Genomic DNA, 20911 nt, shown 5'->3' with positions numbered 1-20911 from the left:
CGGCATATCGGTGGTTTCCGTGATGCTCCACGATGCTTGCAACCAAGAGGGAGGACGACCGTGAGGTCGCTGGCTCAGGCCCCCCAGGGGGCCGTCACACCGGGTCTCCCAGTTCAGAGCGCCGCTCCGTTGCCTCCCATGTGCCACATCACGATCGTCGCCCCCCGCAGGAAGGCCGATCTGGCGCTGCCCGCGGACATCCCGCTCCCGCACGTCCTGCCGGGCCTGTTACGCGCGATGGGCGAGGTCGGGGGTGAATCCGCGGCCGCCCCCGGATGGGTGCTGCAACGGCCGGGCGGCGCCCCCCTCGACATCGGCCAGAGCCTGGGCGCCCTCGGGGTGCTCGACGGGGAGGTGCTCTACCTGCGGCCCCGCGAGGCCGTGCTGCCGCCCGCGATGTTCGACGACGTGGCCGACGTCGTCGCCACCGGCTTCAGGGAGGCGCCGGGAGGCTGGGGCGTCAGGCACACCCGCTTCGTGGGGGTCGGCGCCGCGACCGCCCTCCTGGTGGTCGGGGCCCTCGTCCTGCTGTTCTCCGGACCACCCTGGCGGGTCTCGGCGGTCTTCGCCGGAGCCTTCGCGCTGTTGCTGACCGTCGCGGGCGGCCTGCTGTCCAGGGCGGTCGGCGACGCGCCGGCGGGTGCGATGATCGGCTGCGCGGCGCTGCCGTACGCCTTCCTCGCCGGACTGCTGGCGCCCGCCGGGGACACGGGGCTGGCCGGACTCGGCTCGGCGCACATGCTGGCCGCGTTCGCGACGACGGGCCTGGTCGCGACCATCGGCACACTGGCCGTCGCGGACGGCGTGCAGGCCTTCCTCGGTGTGTCCATCGCCTCGGCGACGGGGGCCGTCTGCGCGGCCGTGGTGATGTTCGCCCAGGCACCCCCGGCAGGGGTGGGGGCAATCGCCGCCTCGGTCCTGCTGGCGTGCGGCCCGCTGTTCCCGATGCTGTCCTTCAGGTTCGCCGGTCTGCCGATGCCCTCGATGCCGACCAACGCCGAGGAACTGCGCCTGGACAACCAGCGGATCGACGGCCCGGCCATCATGGAGCGCACCGCCCAGGCACAGCGCTACGCCACCGGCTTCGTCGCCGGAATCGGCCTGACCTCGGTGGTGGCGCAGGTCTACCTGGCCTTCGACCCCGGCTGGGTCGCCCTGGCCACCTCGGCCACGCTGTCACTGACGCTCCTCATGCGGGCCCGTGTCTTCCAGGGAACCGGGCAGCGACTGTGGCTGCTGCTTTCCGGCGTCTTCGGGCTGGCCGTACTGGCGTTCTCCAGGGCCCTGGCCGGCGGCGGCGTCGCCCTGGCCGTGGCGATGGGCCTGCTGTGCGTCGCGCTCGTACCCGCGGGCATGGGCCTGTGGCTGCAGTCGGGCAAACCCTCCCCCTTCTGGGGCAGGGCGGCCGACATCCTGGAGATCGTCCTCATAGTCGCCCTCTTCCCCCTGGCCCTTGGCGTCCTGGACCTCTACACCTGGATCCGAGGCCTGGCCGGCTGACCTGCGATTCTCCCCGGCGCCAGGTGTGAGGGGTTTGGCTTTTTATGCCTTACCGGTGCCGTGCGTGAGGGGTTTCGGTTCGGGCGCGCCGGCGCTTGGACTGAGGAGCGAAGGAGCGAAGCGGATGAGCGACGAGGGAAAGCGTCGGCTCGGAGCGCCCGAACCCGCGGCGCCGAAGGCGCCGCAAAGAGACAGGGGATGAGATGGAATTCGGTGAGTTCGCCAACATAGATGTGGAAAAGCTGCTCTCTGGAAACAGTTCGCAATTCGCGAAAATGGAGGAGCTGCAGAGGACGATCGTCACGCTCGTCGGTCGTGCCCAGGACGAGGACGGCCTGGTCGCGGTCGAGTACGCCGCGGAGGGGCTGCGGGGACTCGAACTGCACCCCAAGGCCATGCGGCTCAGTTCGGGCGAACTGGCTGAGCGGATCAAGGAGGTCTTCGCCGAGGCGTCCAGGGACCTGCAGAGACAGCTCGCCGAGGCCGCGGATCAGGCGTTCGGCGAGGGGGACAATCCGCTGAGGACGTTCGGCGGTCCGGACGGGCCGCTGGAGCAGGTCCAGGAGGCGGGGGTCGCCTACGACCGTGCCTTCCAGGACGTGATGGGGGAACTCGACCGCATCCGGCGCCGTCTCGAACTGTGAGTTCACGTAGACGGCTTTCCAGATCACGGAACGTCGCCGTTTTTTCGCCGACTTCTTTCCGTGATGGAGGAGTCACGCACTCGTCTGGCCTGCCCGTTTATAGATAAGACGCTAAATGTTTACTTTTCCGTAATATGAATGCATGTTAGCTATGTGATCCCTGATGGCTAGCATGCCGTCTGATGATGTTCGTCGGGGTAGTCCTTTCTGTCCGCTCGTGTGGCTTCTCTGGCCATCCGGGTGGCATCGCGTGGGCCGTACGGTCCGCACGGGGGCGTGACACCACCACGGACAAGCAGGCCTTATGTCACGGAGGTGTGACCGGTGGCGGAGTTTTTCGGTGCGAGCCCCGCACAGATCAAGAAGGCGTCCGAGCTCGTCGTGGACACCGCGCAGTACGTCGAGGGCCTGCGCAAGGGCGTCGAGACGACCACGCAGGAGCTGACGGCCTCGGGCTGGCTGGGCACTGCTTCGGCCAAGTTCCTGGGCGCCATGCGCGAGTGGGACCGGCAGATGACGATCGTACGGAGTGACCTGGAGAAGATCGCCCAGAACCTGGGCGACAGCTCCGTCACCTACGACGCGGCCGACCAGGACGTGCAGTCCGGTATGAACCGGGTTGACGCGCTCATCAACACCGGCGCCAGGTAGTACGGCCCCATCCCGCAGTCGAGGACGGAGAACAGAGTGTCCGACTATACGAAGGTCAACTTCGTGGAGATGGAGAAGGCCGAGCTGGGCCTCCTCCAGGTCGTCACCGCCATGGACAAGGCGACCGACGACCTCATCACCAAGCTCCAGCAGGTGCTCGGGGAGCACTGGGCCGGTGACGCGGCCAACTTCTTCGAGGAGCACAGGAAGGTCTGGGACGCCGCGGAGCAGGAGATGGGGCGTCAGCTCAACGAGGCCGCCAAGGCCCTGGGCATCGCCAGCGAGAACTACAAGGCCGCCGAGGCGCGGAACAAGGCCATCTGGAGCAACCACTGACACGGTCGCCGTGTGAGCGGGTGCTCTCCGGCCGCCGCCGTACGCGGCGGCCGGGGTGGCGCCGGGCGCGCCGAGGAGAGGCATGAGCGCATCGGAGTGGCCGAGTCTGGACGACGTGGCGAACATCACCGAGTTCGACACCTTCCAGATGAGAAAGGTCGCGCAGGAGCTTGAGGAGTACGCCGCGGGGTTCGCGGGCCCCGCGTTCTTCGAGGGCTACACGACGGGTTCCGCGGCCAGCGTCGAGACCAGCGGAAACCTGAGCGGCCAGGAGGTCGGCGAGTGGCCCGCCGCCCGGACGTTCGGGCAGACGGTCGCCGGGGGAGCCTCCACGGACGGCAGGATCGCGGTCCTCGCCCAGGTCTACGCGGAGTTCGTCGCGCAGTACGCCCAGGTCATCAAGACGATCAGGGACAGCGCGAAAGAGTACGACGGCGCCAACACCGCCAACGGCGCCGGGAACGGGTGACAGGGGGAGCAGTGGACACCCAGAAACGGACCGTGCGGGTCCGTTCGGCCGCCGCACCGGTCCAGGGGGAGGTCGGCGACTCCTTCACGGCGATCGACGACTGGCTCAAGGGCACCTCGCCGGCCGAGATCGAGAACGCCGGCTTCGGGTTCACCAACGGGGCCGCCGTCATCGAACTCGTCACCGGTGCCCTGGAGGGCAACGCGGCCAGGCTGGCCCAGGTCTGGGGCGGCCCGGCCGCCGTCGAGACGCACAAGGCCATACGCATGCTGCACACGACGGGCACCGAGCTGGCCGCGGTGATGAAGGAGGTCGGCACCGTCCTGCGGACGTACGGGGGCGTTAACCTGCCCGCGGCGCGCCAGGAGATGGAAGGCCTGCGCACGAAGCGGGCGAAGGCGCTTCAGGTGGGCCCGCAGCCCCCCCAGGCGGACGGGACGGTCGACGCCCGCAACCTCCTGAAGAAGCTCAACGGGCAGATCGTCGAGCTCTACGCGAAGATCCCCGAGGAGTTCACCTACACGCTTCCGGCCGCCGCGGAACCCGCGGGGACCGGCGGTTACACGACCACGGACTACTCCTCGGTGGGACGGCCGACCGGTTCGCGGGGCAACGGGAGCACCTCGCGGACGGACACCGGCCCCTGGCGGGGAAGCGGCTCACCGGCCGACGGTCCGTACGGCACCGGCGGCACGAACGGCGGACACAGCGGCACGGGCGGCCCGGACGGCACGGACGACGGCTCCCAGGGCGCCGGCACCCCGGGTCACCCCGGCGGCACCGGCGGCACCGACGGTTCGGGCACGACCGGCCCCGGTTCGGGCACCGGCGGCCAGGGCTCCCCGGGAGAGCCGGGACCGACCGGCCCCGGCGGACAGACGGCAGGCCCGGGTTCGGGCGGGGACGGCACGGCCCCGGCCGTGATCGGCGGGCACGAGACCACGTCCGACGGCACCGGCGCCACCCACGGCTCGGGAAGGACCGAGGTCGCGAGCTTCGCCCCGACCAACCTGGTCGCGCCGCCCACGATCCAGCAGCACACGGTCCTGCCCGTGTCCCCGGTCACGACGTCCGGCCCGCCCCTCGCCCCCACGGTGATCGGCGGCCCCGGGTTCGGCGGTCCCGGCCTCGGGACAGGCGGGGCGGGAGCCGTACCCGGGGCGTCGTCCCCGGCGAGCAGGGGCGGCTCACCGATGATGCCGTTCATGTCGCCGGGCGGAGGCGCGGGCGGCGGGGCCGAGGAGCAAGGCCAGGAGCGCACGACCTGGCTGTCCGAGGATCAGGACGTCTGGAACTCCCGTGGAGACGTGATCCCCCCGGTCATCACCTGACTTTTCCGAACTTTCCGAAAGGTGCGGCATGGCGATCGAGCTCGATCCCGACTGGCCCGGTCTGACCGTCAAGAGCGACAGCAGCGGCAAGGGCGGTCCCGACCTGAACCGCGCCACGATCAAGGAGATCGCCGGGCTGCTGGAGAAGGCGCTGCAGAAGCTGACGACCCCCACGCCGCCCCCCGCGACCGCGGTGGCGACGGCCAGGGGAGAACGCGCCGAACTGCCGGGGCCTCCCCCGGGGGGCGGGTCGCTTCCCGACCTGCAACTGCAGTGCGCGCTCAGCGACGAGCACCTCGGCAAGTGGCTGACCGCCCAGCAGTTCACCATGGCGATCAACACGTCCTACTCGGTCCTCGTCGGAGAGCGGGGCCAGAAGGGCGGCGGCCTGTACTCCTCGACGATCGAGCAGTACAAGGCCGTCATCGACACGCTCTACGAGATCGCCAAGGCCTACGACGGCGCTGAGGTGGCGAACGAGGGCACGGCTCCCAAGACGGGCGCCTGATAGGGAGGCCATCATGGCGGAAACAGGCTCCAACCGGCTCAAGTACGGCATCGAGCCGCAGGAGACGCACCTGTCGGTCACGCTCTTCGACAGCATCAAGGACCAGGTCAGGGAGTGGGTGGACGCCACCCAGCCGAACTCGGTGAAGCGCGCGGGTGACTACTACGTCGCCGCGCACGACCTGCTCCAGGAGGCCGCGGCCACCCTCAAGCAGCGGGCGACCGATCTGGCCGGGACCTACAAGGGAGCCGAGAGCGTCGAGGCCCAGAAGGAGCTCCAGCGACTGCACGGGAGCATCCGCGAGCTGGCGGGCAAGATGCGGCAGGTCGGCACCACGCTGCGCGGCTACTCCGAGACGCTCAACTGGGCCCAGCGCAACATCGTCACCAAGCGGGGCGAGGACTCGCGCTCCGACCACGACACCGACTGGGCGGACCAGATCCCGTTCTACGGCGCGTACCGCGCCGAGGACAGGGCGAGGGACCGGTTCAACGAGATCAACGAGAAGATCATCCAGCACTACAGGGAACTGCCCGAGGACGTGCAGCACTCGCTGCCGACCCCGATGCAGCTCCCCATGCCCGACTACGGCGGCGTCAACCTGCCCACGGGCCCCGGGGGAAGGGTCACGGGGCCGGGCGGGGGCGACTACAACGGCACGCCCACCCGGCTGTCCGTCGACGACCCCACCAACCGCCTGGGCCTGAACGGCTCGGACCCCTACGGCCAGGGTGACCTGGGCGGCCTGGACGGTTCAGGACAGGGCGGCAAGGACCTCCCCGGGCAGGGGCCCGGATCGGTGGACGGCTTCCCGCCCGGTTCGGGGACGGGCGGTCCGGGCTCCGGCGTCGACGGCTCCGACCCGAACCTCACGAACCCGGGAACCGTGAACGGCTCCCTCCCCGGCACCGATCCGAACGACCGGTTCGGTACCGGCTCGACCTCCCTCGCCGGCCTGAACCCCAACGACCTGGGCAACGGCACGCTCGGTCTGCCCAACGGCCAGGGAGCGGGCACCTTCGGCAACGCCAACGGCCTGATCGGCACCGGTACGAACGCCGGCACGGGAACGGGAACCGGCGTCGGGGTGGGAGTCGGCCTGCCGGGCGGCACCGGGGGCCTCGGCGGCGCCGGAGGCCTCGGCGCGGGGGCCGGGGGGCTTCGGGGCGCGGGAACCCCGGGGATGCCGATGATGCCGATGGCTCCCGGTGGCGGCGCGGGTTCGGAGGAGAACCAGGACCGGGAGAGCAGCACCTGGCTCCTGGAGGACGACGAGGTCTGGGGCAACGGTGGTGACACCACTCCCCCCGTGATCGTCTGATGTGATGGTCTGTCGTGAGGATGTCGTGAGGAGAGGAAATGGGCGATTCGCCACTGGACGGGATCTCGCTCGGGGTCGGTGGTCCCGCCAAGGTCGTCTCGTTCACCGATGACCAGCTGAAGAACCTCGGCACCGAGTTCGGCAGCCGGGCCAAGGACGTCGACGGTCTCATCCACGGCACCGGTTCGATCGGCATCGCCCCGCCCGCCTTCGGCGTGCTCGGGATAGGGCTGAACACCGCCCACGACACCGCCCGCGACGGCGCCGTCAACGCCCTCAAGGCGGGCAAGGCGGCGATCGACTCGTGGAACGCGGCTCTCAAGGCCGCGTCCGAGAACTACGCGGCCGCGGAGAAGGCGAGCACGACCGAGGAGAAGCCAGGCCCCGGCGGTCTGGGGGGTCCCGGCAAGCTGGGAGGCCCCGGCAAGCTGGGAGGTGCCGGTCTCCCCAAGATGGGCGGTGGCCTCGACGGTGGGGCCGGTGACGACATGAAGTTCCCCGGGTCAGGGACGGATCCGTTGGACAAGGACCTGCTGGACCGCAAGTTCCCCGACGACACCAGATCCCTCGAAGGCACCAAGCCTGACGACGTCAAGTTCCCTGACAACACCAATTTCCCCGGCCAGAACGGGACGAACCAAAACCTGCCGGACTCCAATCTGCCCGGGGCCAAGCTCCCCGACCCGAACGGCATCGGGGGCGACCTCAACAAGCCCGGCCTCGGGCTGGACGACCCCACGAAGACCGCCCTGTCGTCCTACAACCCTCCCAACGTGGGCAACCTGGGCAATCTGGGTAACGTGCCGACCGGGAATTCGGGACTGCCGGGCGGTACCACCTGGACGGGAGACACGCTGGGGCCGGGCTCGTCCGGCCGGGGAGGCGGGTTCTCCGGGGTCGGCGGCAACGGGTCCCTCCCGGGCGGCCTGTCCGGCACGGGCACGGGCGGCGCGGGTGGCATGGGCGGCATGCCGATGATGCCGATGGCACCCGGTGGCGCGGGCGGCGAGCAGGGCAAGGAACGCGAGAAGACCACCTGGACCTCGGAGGACGAGAGCGTCTGGGGCGGCGACGAGGACATCGCCCCACCGGTGATCGGCCAGGAATGACTGACCCCCTCGGGCCGCGGCCCGAGGGAGACGGACGCTGAGGCGTATGAGCGGGAACCGGATGCCGGAGAAGGAGACGAGCCGTGGCCTACGAGAGTGATCGATGGGGATACATGTCGTTGATCCCGACGGGGCTCGCCGCCGCGGCCGTCCTCATGCATCCGGGGGCCTACCTCATCGTCGCGGCCATCGGGACGATGGTCTCCAACCCCGGTGACATGGCGAAGGCGGCCGGTGAGTGGCGTGACCCGAAGGGGGCGGGCGGGGTCGACATCGACACGCTCAAACAACAACTGATCGACCTGAAGGGGAGGGCCGAGAAGGAGGGCAAGTGGGAGGGGGACGCGCAGAAGCTCTTCGCCGCCACCATCGACGAATTCGTCACCCAGCTGGACGGCGTCAAGAGTTTCCGCGCGGGAACGGCCGACACCCTCGACCAGACCGCGTCCCTGTACCACAGGACCTTCCAGTTCGCCACGCTCGTGATCGGCGCCATGACCGTCGCGGCGGCCGCCTCCCTCGCCCTGTGGGCCTTCCCGCCGCTGCGGGCGGGTCTCATGCTGCAGATCAACACTTTTCTCAAGGGACTCGACGCCGTCGTCAGAGCCGTGCTCAAGAAGAAGCTGCTGGCGATCGGGGCGGTCTCGGTGATCCTGATGATCGTCAACGACATGGCGAAGGAGCACGGGCGGCTGTTCTACGGCATGCAGTCGATGCCGGAGCTGGAGACGGACTTCACCCAGGTCAACCTGCAGTACGAGAAGAGCACCGGGCTCACCGTGAAGCCGGACACCTCCGCGCTGAAGCCTCCCAAGCCGAAGGGCGGAATCATTCCCGGCGTCTTCTGACCGGTCACTGTCGCTGCTGCGGCCCGGTGGTCCGGGGCCGGTCGGCCTGCACCGGTTTCCTGGCCGCCGGGATGTCGAGCGCCGGTCCCTCGGGGATCAGGTGCACCAGGTGCGCGGGCAGCGGGGCGATGTCCTGCGTCGTGTAGCCGAGGGCGGTCAGCGCCTGCGGTGAGGTGACGGCGTGCCGCCGCCCCTGGTCGTCGACCAGGTAGAGCGACTGGATCGCGTCCAGCCTGCCGTCCCCGGGCAGCAGCCCGGCCAGGGCGCCTCCGCCGTACGGCAGGACCACCTGGTCGACCACGTCCTGGTTGAACCAGCCCTTCGGCGGCGTGGGGACCGCGACCGTGCTGCCGACCGTCAGCAGCGCCTTGGCCGAGCCGCGCTCGGTGTCGGCGTAGACGGCGCAGACCGGGCTGGTCGACGGAGGGGTGATGACCGCGGGCATGGTCCTCGGGAGGTCGCCGCCGCCCATCGAGGTCGCCGAACGCCTGGCGCCGGTCGCGGTCGCCGGGTCAAGCTCGATCGCCTTGACCGGGGCCCGGCCGTACGCCTTCTTGCTGCCGGGGTCCTGCAGCAGCAGGGCGGCCTGGGCCGGCGTGAGGGGCGCCAGGCCGTCGGCCAGCTGGACGTACCACTTGGCGCCTCCGCCGGCGACCGGCGCAACGGTGAACACCCTGCCGACGATCGACGCGCCGCCGTCGGGGCCACGCGTCTGGCGGCCGAGGCCGGGGACGGAGGGAGAACGGAAGTCGGGCCCGGCGGGCAACGCGTTGAGCCAGGCCAGCGGGACCTGTCGGGGCCGCTCCTCGGTCAGCGCCCGTGCCCCCTCGGTGGAGACGCGCATCCGCTGGTTCGACCAGAGCAGCCAGGCCTGCCCGTCCTGTTCGACGAGCATGGCCTTGTCCTGCCCGATCGGTTCGCCGCCGACGGCGAACCCCCCGACCAGGGTGGTGTACGGCCTGCGCTCGCCGTTGGCGTCCGCCCCCTCGACCACGCAGGCCGACCAGGGGGAGCGGACCAGGCGGTCGCGGGCGGGCAGCGACTCCGGGGCGCCGGGGATGCCGACCAGCGTGCCGCGGGGGTAGCCGGACAGCGAGGCGGAACTGACCACACGCACCTTCACGTTCTCCTGGCCGACCAGCAGCCGCGCGGAGGCCATGTTGACGACCGGGATCATCGTGCCCTGGGGGGCGCTGTAGACGAACGTGGCGCCCGTCTCCTCCTCGACGATCACGGTTCCCGGGTCGGTGAGCGCGGTCGCGTTGCCCGGCCGCAGCAGGCCGATCACGCCGAAGACGGCCGCGACCAGTACGGCGACCAGTACGCCGCCGAACATCGCCACGTTGTGTCTGCGCATGGGCGACTCGGGCAGGTCTGGTTCGCCCTGGAGCAGGGCGGTGCCCAGGCGCTGCGTCATCAGCCTGTACGCCTGGTAGAGGTCACGCCGGGTCTGCATCCCAACCCCCGTATCGCTGGATGCGTTACCGCAAGCATAGAAGGACGATCTTGAAAATGGTCCTTTTTGTGGTGGATGTAAACGGTTGTCGTCCAGAGCGTTTCCGATCATCGAAAGCCCGCTGAACAAGGTCCGGGAAAGCCGGGACGGCGGGCCGGGCGGTGATAGGAGATACAGGAACGACCGTTGATCAAGGAGGGGCACATGGCGCTGGACATTCACGTCACGTCCGACGCGATTCGAGCACTCCACACCGAGGTGACGGACACCACCATCCCCAAGGTCAGGGAACTGCGGGACATGGTGGCGAGCACCCACGTGTCCTTTCCCGGCTGGGGGGCGGCCGGTGAGGTGGCGATCGGGATCAGGTACCGCCAGATCCAGCGCCAGATGGAGGAGAGGTTCACCGAGGCCCTCGACGTCCTGGCCTCCTGGCAGGAGGGGCTGCTGACGGCCGAGGGCAACTGGAAGACCGCGGAAGCGGCCAGCGGCGTCGTCGTCCGCCGATGACCGCCTCGAACAGGCCCCAGTGGAGGACCGCGACACGCAGCGCCAAGGGCGTCGTCGTCAACTCCTCGAAGATCATCAGCAGTCTGGAGAAGGGCGCGCGGCTCGCGCCGACCCTGTGGGCGGGCGTGGCGATCGCGGGGACGGCGGTCGCCAACGTGCCGGGGATGGCCGACGCCTACAACAACTGGGAGTCGATCCACTCGCGCCTGGACACCCTCAACAAGAGCTTCCTGGCCTCCCTGCGGGACAAGGAGAAGGACGGGTGGATCGCCAAGGACCGTGAGGCGTTCAACCACGCGGTCCAGCAGTACCAGGAGGCGGTGGAGAGCCTGCGCGCCTACGTCAAGGCCGTCGCGGGGATCGTGGACGAACTGGGCGATGCCTACCGCGCCTACTGGGCCGCGCTCGCCGCGCTGGCCGCCCGGCTGATCTCCCTGCTGCTGATCGCCGCGGCCATGCTGACGACACCGTTCGCCGGGTCGGCCATGCTCAACCTGAGAATGCTCGGCACCCTGGCCAGCAGCATCATCGGCGCCTCGACCGCCGCGCTGGTGAAGATCATCGCCGCGGGGGCGAGCAGCGTCTCGCTGTTCTTCTCGGGCAAGGCGTTCTGGCAGATGTTCAACCTCTCGCCGACCGGCGCCGCGAAGATCGACTTCACCCAGGCGATGATCGTGACGGGGAACCTGCCCTCCTTCCAGAAACCGCCCCCCTCGCAACCCGGGCAGCCGACCCGGCTCCCGCCCTCGGCGGGTTTCCAGTGGCTGGCCCCCAAGAGAGAGCTTCCGGCGCCATGACACAGATGAACCGCGACTTCGACGACCTGCGCCTGGACACCCCGGAAGGTCTCGACGAGTTCGTACGGCGCAGCGACGAGATGCTGAACAGGCTCGGCGGCGTCCAGTACGAGCTCGGCGCGATCACGGGAGAGGGCGAGGCGGCCGACGGCATGGCGCGGGCCGTGGTCGACTCGACGGGACGCCTGGAGCGCGTCACCCTCGACCCCAGGATCGCGCGCCTGGACACCGCCACGATCGCCGAGGCGGTCACCGAGGCGGTCCGCGCGGCGCAGGACGACGCGCGGCGCCGTAGCGAGGAACTGATCAGCGAGGCGACGGGCGGCGAGCCGATCACGCTGGACATGGCCGCGGCCCGCCGCCAGCTTGAGGAGATCGGCGAGGACCTGGCCCGCACCCTGCGGGATCTGTCCTCGGGTTTCTGACCCGGCGCTACCTGCCGTTGATCTTGTCGAGTGTCGCGTCGACCTTGGGGTCGGGCTTGTTCGAGGCGGGCTCCCCCACCTCACGCTTGGGGGCGACCCAGGCCGAGGGCGGCTCCGTGGAGATGACGGCCTTCTTGAAGTCGATCTTCATGGCGCCGGTCGGCATGATGTTGTTCAGGTCGAGCATCCGCTGCGTGAGGGGAAGCAGGGTGGTGCCTATCAGGGCGAGGTAGCCGCCCAGAAGCGCGGTCATCTTGGCCGCGAGGCTGTTGACGATGGGGCCGATTCGCTGGAGCGCCACCTGCGCGGCGGCGGCCGTGGCCGGATTTCCCCTGCTCGCGAGCCGGATGGCCGTTATGTAGAGGGTCACCGCGGAGGAAAGGACGAGGATTCCCTTCCAGTAGTCGTAGTACGCCTGGTGGACCGCGTCCACCTTGCCCTCCAGGGTGTAGCAGACGCCGCTGAGCTTCTGCAGCTCGCCACTGAACAGGGCGGTCGCGTTCAGGAACTCCTCGCGGTCGTCGGCCTGCCAGTCGGCACGGGACAGGAAGACCGCGTTGCCGATGAGAGAGGGGTAGGCGACCTCAAGGGCCTTGGCCAGGGCGTTCCAGTTGGCCTTGGCGTCGTTCATCCCCGGGGTGTTCGCCACGGCCGTGCTCACGATGGCCACCGCGGTGGCCAGGGCCGGAACCGGCCTGGCGTTCGCCCTGAGCGCCTTGAGGGCCTCGTCCGCGAAAGCCGTGAGCTCCCTGCGCGCCGCCGTCGCCGCCCGACCATGGTGGGTGAGGTCGACCTTCGGTCCCGTCACCTTCTCCGCCGCCTTTGCTGTCGCTGCCGTCGTTCTTCTCGGATTTCCCGGACTTCCCGGATTTCCCGGATGGAGGAGCCGGCGCCTTCCGGCGGAGCCGTCATGAGTAGGTGACCTTGCTCGCGTCCTCGGCGTCCCTCCAGTTCTGCTTGACGGTCTCCAGGGCGCCGACCCAGGCGTTGATCGCGGCGGTGGCGTCCTCGACGGACTTCTTGACGTCGCGCTGCGTGCTCTCGTACGCGCCGCCGAAGGCGAGACCGAGCAGGCCGAACCCGGGGCTGTCGACGTTGGTCTCGTCGATCTTCGTCTTGAGGTCCTCGAACGCCGGTACCACCCGTTCGTTGAGGTTGCGCTGGATGTTCGCGATGCAGGTCGAGGTGACGTGAATGTTCTGACTCATCCGCCGACGTACCCCCGTGTAGTTCAGCTTTTGGACATCTGGTGGTTTCGCATGTGAACAGCGGTGTTTAAGTGATCTTTACGGTACCGTGTGGCTTTTCTGGTGTCAGGAGTGATTTCGGTTATCTGTTGTCACTCATCGTCAGGAGGAGGCGCGTGGTGTTCGATCCCACCAACTTCGGGCTGGAAGACCTGGAACGCATCAGCAGAGACGCCGAACGTCAGACGGCGCGCCTGGCCGAGATCGAAGGCGAACTGGACGAGGTACGCGGCACGGGAACCGGGGCGGACGGGCTGATCGGCGTGACCGTCGACCCCTCGGGCAGGGTCGAGAGGATCGATCTCAACCCTCGCGTCATGCGCCTGGACAGCCACGTCCTGGCGGAGGAGCTCATGCGGGCGATCGGGGTCGCGCAGGACGACAGGGAGCGCAGGACGAAGGAGATCCTCGAAGACGCGGGGCTCCCGGCCACCCCCCTGGGCCTCGACGACGCGCGTGAGCGGATGGAGGCCGCCTACGAGTTCTTCGCCCACTCCGTCGGCGCCGAGGACGGGCGTTTCGAACGGCGCTGAGGAAGCCTGGAAGGCGTCGGCCCCCGCCGGGGCGAACCCGGCGGGGGCCGACGTCGTCGTTGCGAGGCACTCAGAGGCGCGTCATCCGCAGTTGGCCGGCGGGGCGCTGGCGCTGTCCGCCGAGTTGCCACCGCTGATGCTCACGCACTTGCCCTTCGCGGGCAGGATCACCGGGCCCGCGTAGTACTTGAACTCCCCGCGCTCGGTCTTGCTCCCGCCGTCCTTCACCTGAAGGGTGGCCCAGACGGAGGTCGCCTTCCCGATGTCGGTGGTCTTCATGGTGACCACGCAGTTCGAGCCGGTCGAGGAGTTGTAGAGCTGGTAGACGGCTCCGCCGGTGAAGGGCACGGACCGCTGCACGTAGTAGCCCGCCCCGCAGGCCTGCTGCGGCGTGTAGGGGTTGGTCTGCGGCCGGGACTCCTCGGCCGGGGGCTTGGCCGTCGAGGGCTCGGCGGTCGGTTGGAGCGGCGGCCTGACGTTGCCGGGCTCGATGGGCTTCTCCGAAGGACGCTCCGTCTCGGGCTTCGTCTCGGGCTTCGCGGTCCTGGTCGGAGTCGACCGTACGGTCTTGGTCTCCTCGGGGGTGCGCGCCGTCCGGGTCGGCGTCGGCGTCGGCCTCGCGGCGTGGGTCGGCTGTGCGCTCGCGCTCGCCGCGGGCGTCGGGGTGGCCGTCGGCGCCGGTGAGGGGGAGGCCGTCTGGCTCGGCTCGGGGCTGCCGTTCGGCGACGGGGACGCCGTGGAGGTCCCGCTGGGAGAGGCCGTGGGAGCCCCGCTGGGGGACGCGGTCGCGGGCCCGCTGGGCGGGACGGTGGGAGTCACGGTCACGGTGACGGTCGGCGTCGGCGTGTGGGCCTGCGTCGGCTCGGCCGTCTGGCTCGGCTTGCCCGTCGGCTTCGCCGAGGTTTCCGCGGTCGGCGCCGTGCTCGGGGGCGCGGGGACGTTGGTCGGCGGAATCGGGGGCGTGGTCGGTACGGCGGGCGGCGGGGTGGTGAACGAGGTCAGCGTCGGCACCGGGGGCTCACCCGTCGGCTCCTCCGTGGTCAGCTGGAGCGGGGCGACGTCCGGGACGTTCGGGTCAGGCGTCGTGCCCCACGGCACGGTCACCCGGTCCGAGGGGTCGTCGGTGCCCTGCTGTCCCTGACCCCCCGTGCCGTTCGTCGGGTACGGCTGCCGCCCCTTGCCCTGGTCGACCAGTTCGAGGGGGTTCGCGACCTTCCCGTCGGCGGAGGCGCGCTCGACGTTGTTGAGCGAGGTGTAGTTCCCCGCGGCCCAGATGCCCGCTCCGGCCAGCACGGCGACCGTGCCGACGCAGGCGGCCAGCAGAAGTCCGCCGGGCTTCTTGCTCCCCGTGGTCGAGGCCGCGACCTGCAGCACGATGGGCGGCTGCGTCGAGGCCGAGGTGTCCTTGGGCAGCGGCGGCGCGCTCCATCCCGCGGACGCCGCAGGCTGCGAGGCGGCGGCGTCCTGCTGCTGGGGCACGGCCGGTGCGACGGCGTCCCCGGTGACTGCGCTCCCCGTGACGGCGCCTCCGGTGACGGCGCCCCCCGTGACGGCCGTGCCGGTGAGGGCGGGCCGGTCGCCGAGCAGTTGCAGCATGGCGGCCTTGGTGTCGGGACGCTGCTGCGGCTGCTTGTCGAGGCAGGAGATCAGGAGGGCGGTCAGCGCGGGCGCGAGCCCGGTGAGGTCGGGGGAGCCGTTGAGCACGGCCTGCGGGTCCCCGCCGAAGGGGGCGCGGCCGGTCGCGGCGTAGGCGATGGTCGCGGCCCAGGCGAACAGGTCCGCGGGCCTGCCGGGCGCCGGTGCCGGACCGCCGGTGAGGTTGGCGTGGACCAGCTCGGGGGCGTGGTAGTCGGGCTCGGGCCCGGTGACGCCGAGGGCGGTGTCGCGCACCCGCGGACCCTCCGCGCTCAGCACCACGGTGTCGGGGTTCAGCCCGCCGTGGGCGAGGCCCGCCAGGTGGATGGCGGTCAGGGCGGCGAGGGTGCCGGAGGCCAGCCGCTCCAGGGCGTCGGGGTCGAGCGGTCCGTCCGCGGTGACCGTCTCGCGCAGGGAGCGGCCCTCGACGTGCTCGTGGACGACGTAGGGGGAGTCGTCGAACCAGCCGACCTCGACAAGCTTGGCGGTGTGCGCGCCGGAGATCCGCTTGGCGGCGTGCAGCCGGTTGGTGATCCGCTCCCGCGTCTGGGGGTCGGCACCGGGAAGCGCGGGCAGCAGGCGGATGACCCGGGTGGTCTCCTGATCGGGAAGACGCCCCAGGTAGACGGTCTGACCGGAGGCGTCGCCGAGACGTCCGGTGAGGAGGTAGACACCAATCCGTTCCGGATCTTCAGGTGTCAATGGGTTGAAATCCCCCATCGGCCATCCTTCCAACTCAACTATCGATAAAGACTGCTATAGGTATATCTAGGGCTATCAAAGCAAATCTGATCAGTGAAGTTCACATGTTTCACAGCTCTTTCATGTCTGTTCTCCCGGATGCCCTGGCTGCCATCCCCGGCGCCGGCCTCGCGGCACGGCGAACCTGAACACCACGGCCAGCAGGACTCCCGCGAGACAGAGCAGGGCGACCCACAACGTGATCGAGACGCTCAGGGCGTCCTCGGGAGGCGTGCGCCGGATCGCGTCGGCGGGCAGCGGGGCGGGCTCCTGCGGCGCCAGGGCCACCTCGTCCGAGGCCATGATCGTCGAGACGGCCAGCAGCGGGTTGACCATCCCGGCGCCGCTGCCCGTCCCCGAGGCGCCGTCGGCGGTCCGCGCGATGCGCCAGCGCACCTGGTCCTTGTTCAGCTCCGGGTAGCGGGAGCGCACCAGAGCCGCGACACCCGACACGTAGGCCGCCGCGAAACTGGTGCCGTTCTCCTTCTCGACGTAGGACCGCCCCGGCCAGGTGCTGGTGATGTCACTGCCGGGCGCCAGCACGGTGACGGGGGTCATGGAGTTCGAGTAGTCGGCGACGCTCCCGTCGGAGTTGGCCGCGCCGACCGAGATGACCCCGGGATAGGCGGCCGGATAGGCGGGGGCCGGAGTGCCGTCCTCCTTGTTCACGTTGCCCGCCGCGGCGACCACGACCGCGTCCTTGGCCAGCGCGTACGCGACCGCGTTGCGCAGGTCGGGCTGGTCGCTCGCCTGGATGGAGACGTTGATCACGTCGGCGCCGAGCTGGGCCGCCTTGACGATGCCCAGGGCCAGCCTGCCCAGGTCGCCCTCGTCGCCCAGGGGCTGCTTGATGGAGATCAGCCTGGCCTCGGGCGCGACCCCCGCGAAGGGCACCCCCTTGAGCCTGGCCCCGCCGATGATGCCCGCGACCGCGGTGCCGTGACCGACGCAGTCGGCCTTGCCGGTTTCTGTGAGGTCGAACGCGGTCACCCGGGTCAGCTGGGGATGCGTGACGTCCACGCCGCTGTCGACGATCGCCACGGTCACCTTGGCGCCCCTGGACAGCCGCCACGCCTGCGGCAGGTTGAGCCGCCGCTGCCCCCACGGCTCCGCGATGCTCGTCGTGCCGCGCTTCGGCGCGCACCTGGTGGGCGCGGCCACGGCGGGAGCGGCGGTTACGGCCCCCGCGGTCACGATCGCGATGGCCGCGGCCGTCAGCCTTCGCGTGAATCCGTTCACCTTCTGTCCCCCAAGACCGGTGATACCGGGCAGAACCCTACTGAACCCGATCAAGCGCCGTCACGGTGTCCGGCGGTCCTAAGCTGACTGCCGTGACCGGACGAGGCGGGCGGGTGCCCGGGGTTCGGTGAGAGGGCGGGGAGCGGACATGGGAGAACACACGGCTGGGACCGCGGCCGGATACGCGTGGGGCGAGGCGACGGCGACGGGCGTCGGGTCGCACCCGGGGCAGGACCACGAGGAGGCGATCAGGGTCGTCTTCGGGGAGCTTTCCGCTCTGCCGTACCTCCCCGAGCTGCCCGGACGAGGCGTCGGCGCCGACATGATCGGGCGGTCCGCCTCGCTGCTGGTCGAGCTGGCCGTCGAGGTCCAGCCCTCGGGATGGCGCTTCGCCGACCGGCCGGGACGCGACGCCAGGCGGGCCCGTGACCACCTGCTGCGCGACCTCGACGCCCTTGAGGAGGCGGCCCAGGGGTACCGGGGGCCGTTCAAGATCCAGGTGGCCGGGCCGTGGACGCTGGCGGCGACCGTCGAGCTGCGCCACGGCGACAGGACGCTCGCCGACCCGGGGGCGGTGCGCGACCTGGCCGCCTCCTTCGCCGAGGGGCTCGCCGCGCACGTCGCCGACGTGCGCAAGAGGGTGCCGGGCGTCACGGAGATCGTGCTGCAGCTCGACGAGCCCGGCCTGCCGGGAGTGCTGGCGGGTACGGTCCCGACCGCGTCCGGCTTCGGGCGGCTGCCCGCCGTCGAGGCCCACGACGCCACCGAGCTGCTCGGCTCCGTGCTGCCCGGGGGAGTCTTCCCGATCGCCCACTGCTGCGCGCCCAGGGTGCCCTTCGGCGTCCTGCGCGAGGCGGGCCTTCGCGGCCTCTCGCTGGACGCCTCCCTGCTCAGGCGACGCGACGAGGACGCGATCGGCGAGACGATCGAGGCGGGGACCGCGCTCTTCCTCGGCGTCGTGCCCGGCACGGACGCGCCGCTGCCCGACATCGGGGTGATCGCCAGGCCCGCCGCGGAGCTGTGGAGCAGGCTCGGCTTCCCCGCCTCGACGCTGGCCTCGCAGGTCGTGCTCACCCCCGCGTGCGGGCTGGCCGGGGCCTCACCCGCCTACGCCAGGACCGCCCTGGCCACCTGCGCGCGGGCGGCCCGCGTGCTGCGGGAGGACCCGGGCGAGTGACCTCCCCGGCCGCGGGGCCGTACGGCGGTCGCGTGACCAGGGCGGGCTCGTCCGCGGAGCTTGTCCATGGGCGGGTAACGGCGCCGCGCACTGTCGGTGGTCGGCGATAGCGTTCTCCTCGTTTCCGGTTGACGAGGGGAGAGCCTGCGATGGGCGCTGAGGTCGAGGGTGTGCCGGTTGCGGCGCTTGAACGGCACGCGGAGCTGGCCGAGCTGGCCGACGAGGCCAACTGGCGTTACTACGTGCTCGACTCACCGACCGCGAGCGACGCCCAGTACGACGCGTGGATGCGCGAGCTGCGCGCCCTTGAGGAGGAGCATCCGGCCCTGCGCACGCCGGACTCCCCGACGCAGAAGGTCGGCGCGCCGATCTCCAGCGACTTCACGGCGGTCGCCCACCTGCAGCGGATGGAGAGCCTGGACAACGCCTTCAACGCCGACGACCTGCTCTCCTGGCAGGTCAGGGCGGAACGGCTCGCCGAGCGCGAGACCGCGCCCTACCTGTGCGAGCTGAAGATCGACGGCCTGGCCATCGCGCTGGTCTACGAGAAGGGCCGCCTGGTGCGGGCCGCGACCAGGGGCGACGGCCGCGTCGGCGACGACGTCACGGCGAACGTGCGCACGATCGCCGACGTCCCCCAGCGGCTCACCGGCCCGGACGTGCCCGACCTCGTCGAGGTCAGGGGCGAGGTCTACATGCCCGTCGAGGGCTTCAGGAAGCTCAACGAGCAGCTGGTCGAGGCGGGCAAGCCCCCCTTCGCCAACCCCCGCAACTCCGCGGCGGGCTCGCTGCGGCAGAAGGACCCCAGGATCACCGCGCAGCGACCACTGCACATGATCGTCCACGGTGTCGGCAAATGGGAGGGCGAGCCCCTGCCCCCGACCCAGTCGGCGGTCTACGAGCGGCTCAGGGCGCTGGGCCTGCCGGTCAGCGACCTCTACAAGGTCGTGGACGACCTCGACGGCATCAACGCCTTCATCGAGTTCTACCGCGAGCACCGCCACGACCCGGTCTACGAGATCGACGGCGTCGTGGTGAAGATCGACCGCATCGAGATCCAGCGCAACCTGGGCTCGACCAGCAGGGCGCCCCGCTGGGCCATCGCCTACAAATACCCCCCGGAGGAGGTCAACACCAAGCTCCTGGACATCCAGGTCGGGGTCGGCCGCACGGGCCGGGTCACGCCGTACGGCGTCATGGAGCCGATCGTGGTCGCGGGCTCGACGGTCGAGCGGGCGACCCTGCACAACGGCTCCGAGGTCGCGCGCAAGGGCGTGCGCATCGGCGACACCGTGGTGCTGCGCAAGGCGGGCGACGTCATCCCGGAGATCGTCGGCCCCGTCGCCGACCTGCGCGACGGCACCGAACGCGAGTTCACGATGCCGACGCACTGCCCGGAGTGCGGCACGGAGCTGGCCTACGAGAAGGAGGGCGACGCCGACCTGCGCTGCCCCAACACCAGGGCGTGCCCGGCCCAGCTGCGTGAGCGCATCTTCTTCGCCGCCGGGCGCAGGGCCTTCGACATCGAGGGGCTCGGCTACGTCGCGGCGACCGCGCTCACCCAGCCGCTGCCGCCCCAGGAGCCGCCGGTGCGCACCGAGGCCGACCTGTTCGACCTGACCGTCGAGCGGCTGCTGCCGATCAGGTCCGTCGTCCGCGATCCCGACACCGGCCTTCCCAAGACCGACCCGGAGACCGGTGAGCCCAGGGTCGTCACCTTCTTCGCCAACCAGAGCGGCGAGCCGAGCAAGAACGCCGAGAAGATGCTGGAGGAGCTGGAGCGGGCGAAGGACCAGCCCGTCTGGCGGGTGCTGGTCGCGCTCTCGATCCGGCACGTCGGCCCGCCCACCGCGCAGGCCGTCGCCGCCGAGTTCCGTTCGATCGACGCGATCGAGCGGGCGACCGAGGAGGAGCTGGCCGCCGTCGAGGGGGTCGGCCCCCGGGTGGCGGCGGCGATCCACGACTGGTTCCAGGTCGACTGGCACAAGGAGATCGTGACCCGCTGGAGGCAGGCCGGGGTCCGCATGGAGGACGAGCCTCCCGCCGACCTGCTTCCGCGGACGCTCGAAGGCCTGACGTTCGTGGTGACCGGGACGCTGGCGGCCTTCACCCGTGACGAGGCGGGCGCGGCCCTTTCAGCCAGGGGCGGAAAGGTGTCCGGTTCGGTGTCTAAAAAGACCTCTTTCGTGGTCGTTGGGGAGAACGCAGGCTCCAAATATGACAAGGCCGTCAAGCTCAAAGTGCCGATTCTCGACGAGGATGGCTTGCGGGTCCTGCTGGAGGAGGGGCCGGAGGCGGCTGCCGCGGTGGCGGTGACGCCGGAGGAGTGACCACGGGGGCGAGAGGCCGACCAGGGGAAACGACGAGCGGGGGGCCGTTCCGTGACGGGTGCTTCGAATGGCCGGTGACGGAACGTGCGCAATTGGTTCCGCGA

At 70.5% G+C, this 20911-nt stretch carries 21 protein-coding genes; 16 read left to right on the top strand and 5 right to left on the bottom strand.

Translation table 11 applies throughout. The annotated features are described in order from the left end of the window. Positions 1–138 precede the first annotated feature (138 nt). The 10 genes from eccD to ACIBVQ_RS36225 all read left to right on the top strand — a co-directional run bounded on the left by eccD (position 139) and on the right by ACIBVQ_RS36225 (position 8717). Positions 139–1500, top strand: a complete 1362-nt coding sequence (eccD, locus tag ACIBVQ_RS36270; RefSeq protein WP_399183171.1) for a type VII secretion integral membrane protein EccD — start codon at positions 139–141, stop codon at positions 1498–1500. 275 nt (positions 1501–1775) lie between these two features. Next, positions 1776–2144 (top strand): YbaB/EbfC family DNA-binding protein, encoded by a 369-nt coding sequence (locus ACIBVQ_RS36265; RefSeq protein ID WP_399183169.1) that lies wholly within the window; start codon positions 1776–1778, stop codon positions 2142–2144. Positions 2145–2468: 324 nt separating this feature from the next. Then, the gene (locus tag ACIBVQ_RS36260) at positions 2469–2795 is read left to right on the top strand and encodes a WXG100 family type VII secretion target (protein WP_352010197.1); all 327 of its coding nucleotides are present in this window, start codon (positions 2469–2471) and stop codon (positions 2793–2795) included. 36 nt (positions 2796–2831) lie between these two features. Then, complete coding sequence (locus ACIBVQ_RS36255; protein WP_352010198.1) at positions 2832–3131, top strand: hypothetical protein; 300 nt, start codon at positions 2832–2834, stop codon at positions 3129–3131. A gap of 82 nt (positions 3132–3213) precedes the next feature. Then, positions 3214–3600, top strand: a complete 387-nt coding sequence (locus ACIBVQ_RS36250; protein ID WP_352010199.1) for a hypothetical protein — start codon at positions 3214–3216, stop codon at positions 3598–3600. 11 nt (positions 3601–3611) lie between these two features. Beyond that, entirely contained in the window at positions 3612–4931 is a 1320-nt protein-coding gene (locus ACIBVQ_RS36245) for a WXG100 family type VII secretion target (protein WP_399183166.1), read from the top strand. Positions 4932–4959: 28 nt separating this feature from the next. Beyond that, positions 4960–5439, top strand: coding sequence for a hypothetical protein (locus ACIBVQ_RS36240; protein ID WP_352010201.1), 480 nt, complete (start codon positions 4960–4962; stop codon positions 5437–5439). Between the two features lie 13 nt (positions 5440–5452). Then, a complete protein-coding gene (locus ACIBVQ_RS36235) occupies positions 5453–6760 on the top strand; it encodes a hypothetical protein (RefSeq protein WP_399183164.1) in 1308 nt (435 codons plus the stop codon). 38 nt (positions 6761–6798) lie between these two features. Beyond that, positions 6799–7869, top strand: coding sequence for a hypothetical protein (locus ACIBVQ_RS36230; RefSeq protein ID WP_399183162.1), 1071 nt, complete (start codon positions 6799–6801; stop codon positions 7867–7869). 83 nt (positions 7870–7952) lie between these two features. Further along, entirely contained in the window at positions 7953–8717 is a 765-nt protein-coding gene (locus ACIBVQ_RS36225; RefSeq protein WP_352010204.1) for a hypothetical protein, read from the top strand. A gap of 4 nt (positions 8718–8721) precedes the next feature. Here ACIBVQ_RS36225 and eccB read toward each other — a convergent pair whose 3' ends face one another. After that, positions 8722–10173: a type VII secretion protein EccB gene (gene eccB / locus ACIBVQ_RS36220; RefSeq protein WP_352010205.1), complete on the bottom strand. Its 1452-nt coding sequence runs from the start codon at positions 10171–10173 to the stop codon at positions 8722–8724. Positions 10174–10377: 204 nt separating this feature from the next. Here eccB and ACIBVQ_RS36215 point away from each other — a divergent pair, with 204 nt between their 5' ends. From ACIBVQ_RS36215 to ACIBVQ_RS36205, 3 genes are read left to right on the top strand one after another with little or no spacing between them, the layout of a single operon-like run. After that, positions 10378–10683, top strand: coding sequence for a hypothetical protein (locus ACIBVQ_RS36215; RefSeq protein ID WP_362774225.1), 306 nt, complete (start codon positions 10378–10380; stop codon positions 10681–10683). Continuing rightward, a complete protein-coding gene (locus tag ACIBVQ_RS36210) occupies positions 10680–11480 on the top strand; it encodes a hypothetical protein (protein ID WP_352010207.1) in 801 nt (266 codons plus the stop codon). The genes ACIBVQ_RS36215 and ACIBVQ_RS36210 overlap by 4 nt, the downstream gene beginning before the upstream one ends. Then, a complete protein-coding gene (locus tag ACIBVQ_RS36205) occupies positions 11477–11905 on the top strand; it encodes a YbaB/EbfC family nucleoid-associated protein (RefSeq protein WP_352010208.1) in 429 nt (142 codons plus the stop codon). Before ACIBVQ_RS36210 ends, ACIBVQ_RS36205 begins: the two co-directional genes overlap by 4 nt. 7 nt (positions 11906–11912) lie before the next feature. Here ACIBVQ_RS36205 and ACIBVQ_RS36200 read toward each other — a convergent pair whose 3' ends face one another. Continuing rightward, entirely contained in the window at positions 11913–12713 is an 801-nt protein-coding gene (locus ACIBVQ_RS36200) for a hypothetical protein (RefSeq protein WP_352010209.1), read from the bottom strand. A 100-nt stretch (positions 12714–12813) separates the two neighbouring features. Then, a complete protein-coding gene (locus ACIBVQ_RS36195; RefSeq protein ID WP_390045865.1) occupies positions 12814–13113 on the bottom strand; it encodes a hypothetical protein in 300 nt (99 codons plus the stop codon). Between the two features lie 155 nt (positions 13114–13268). On the opposite strand from ACIBVQ_RS36195, the gene ACIBVQ_RS36190 reads away from it, so the two are divergent. Continuing rightward, on the top strand, positions 13269–13685 hold the full coding sequence (locus ACIBVQ_RS36190) for a YbaB/EbfC family nucleoid-associated protein (protein WP_352010211.1): 417 nt from the start codon (positions 13269–13271) through the stop codon (positions 13683–13685). Between the two features lie 81 nt (positions 13686–13766). Here the strand turns inward: ACIBVQ_RS36190 and ACIBVQ_RS36185 are convergent, their stop codons facing one another. Next, a complete protein-coding gene (locus ACIBVQ_RS36185) occupies positions 13767–16040 on the bottom strand; it encodes a serine/threonine protein kinase (protein ID WP_399183157.1) in 2274 nt (757 codons plus the stop codon). A gap of 102 nt (positions 16041–16142) precedes the next feature. Beyond that, entirely contained in the window at positions 16143–17300 is a 1158-nt protein-coding gene (gene mycP / locus ACIBVQ_RS36180; protein WP_362909463.1) for a type VII secretion-associated serine protease mycosin, read from the bottom strand. Positions 17301–17448: 148 nt separating this feature from the next. Here mycP and ACIBVQ_RS36175 point away from each other — a divergent pair, with 148 nt between their 5' ends. Together ACIBVQ_RS36175 and ligA are read left to right on the top strand one after the other, a co-directional pair. Further along, a complete protein-coding gene (locus tag ACIBVQ_RS36175) occupies positions 17449–18477 on the top strand; it encodes a methionine synthase (protein WP_399183155.1) in 1029 nt (342 codons plus the stop codon). 149 nt (positions 18478–18626) lie between these two features. After that, complete coding sequence (gene ligA / locus ACIBVQ_RS36170; RefSeq protein WP_362909459.1) at positions 18627–20807, top strand: NAD-dependent DNA ligase LigA; 2181 nt, start codon at positions 18627–18629, stop codon at positions 20805–20807. Positions 20808–20911 lie beyond the last annotated feature (104 nt).

This window comes from Streptosporangium sp. NPDC049376, from assembly GCF_044466505.1.
Taxonomy (GTDB): Bacteria; Actinomycetota; Actinomycetes; order Streptosporangiales; family Streptosporangiaceae; genus Streptosporangium.
Note: the sequence above shows the minus strand (reverse complement) of the source record. Positions and strands in the feature narration are given on the sequence as shown.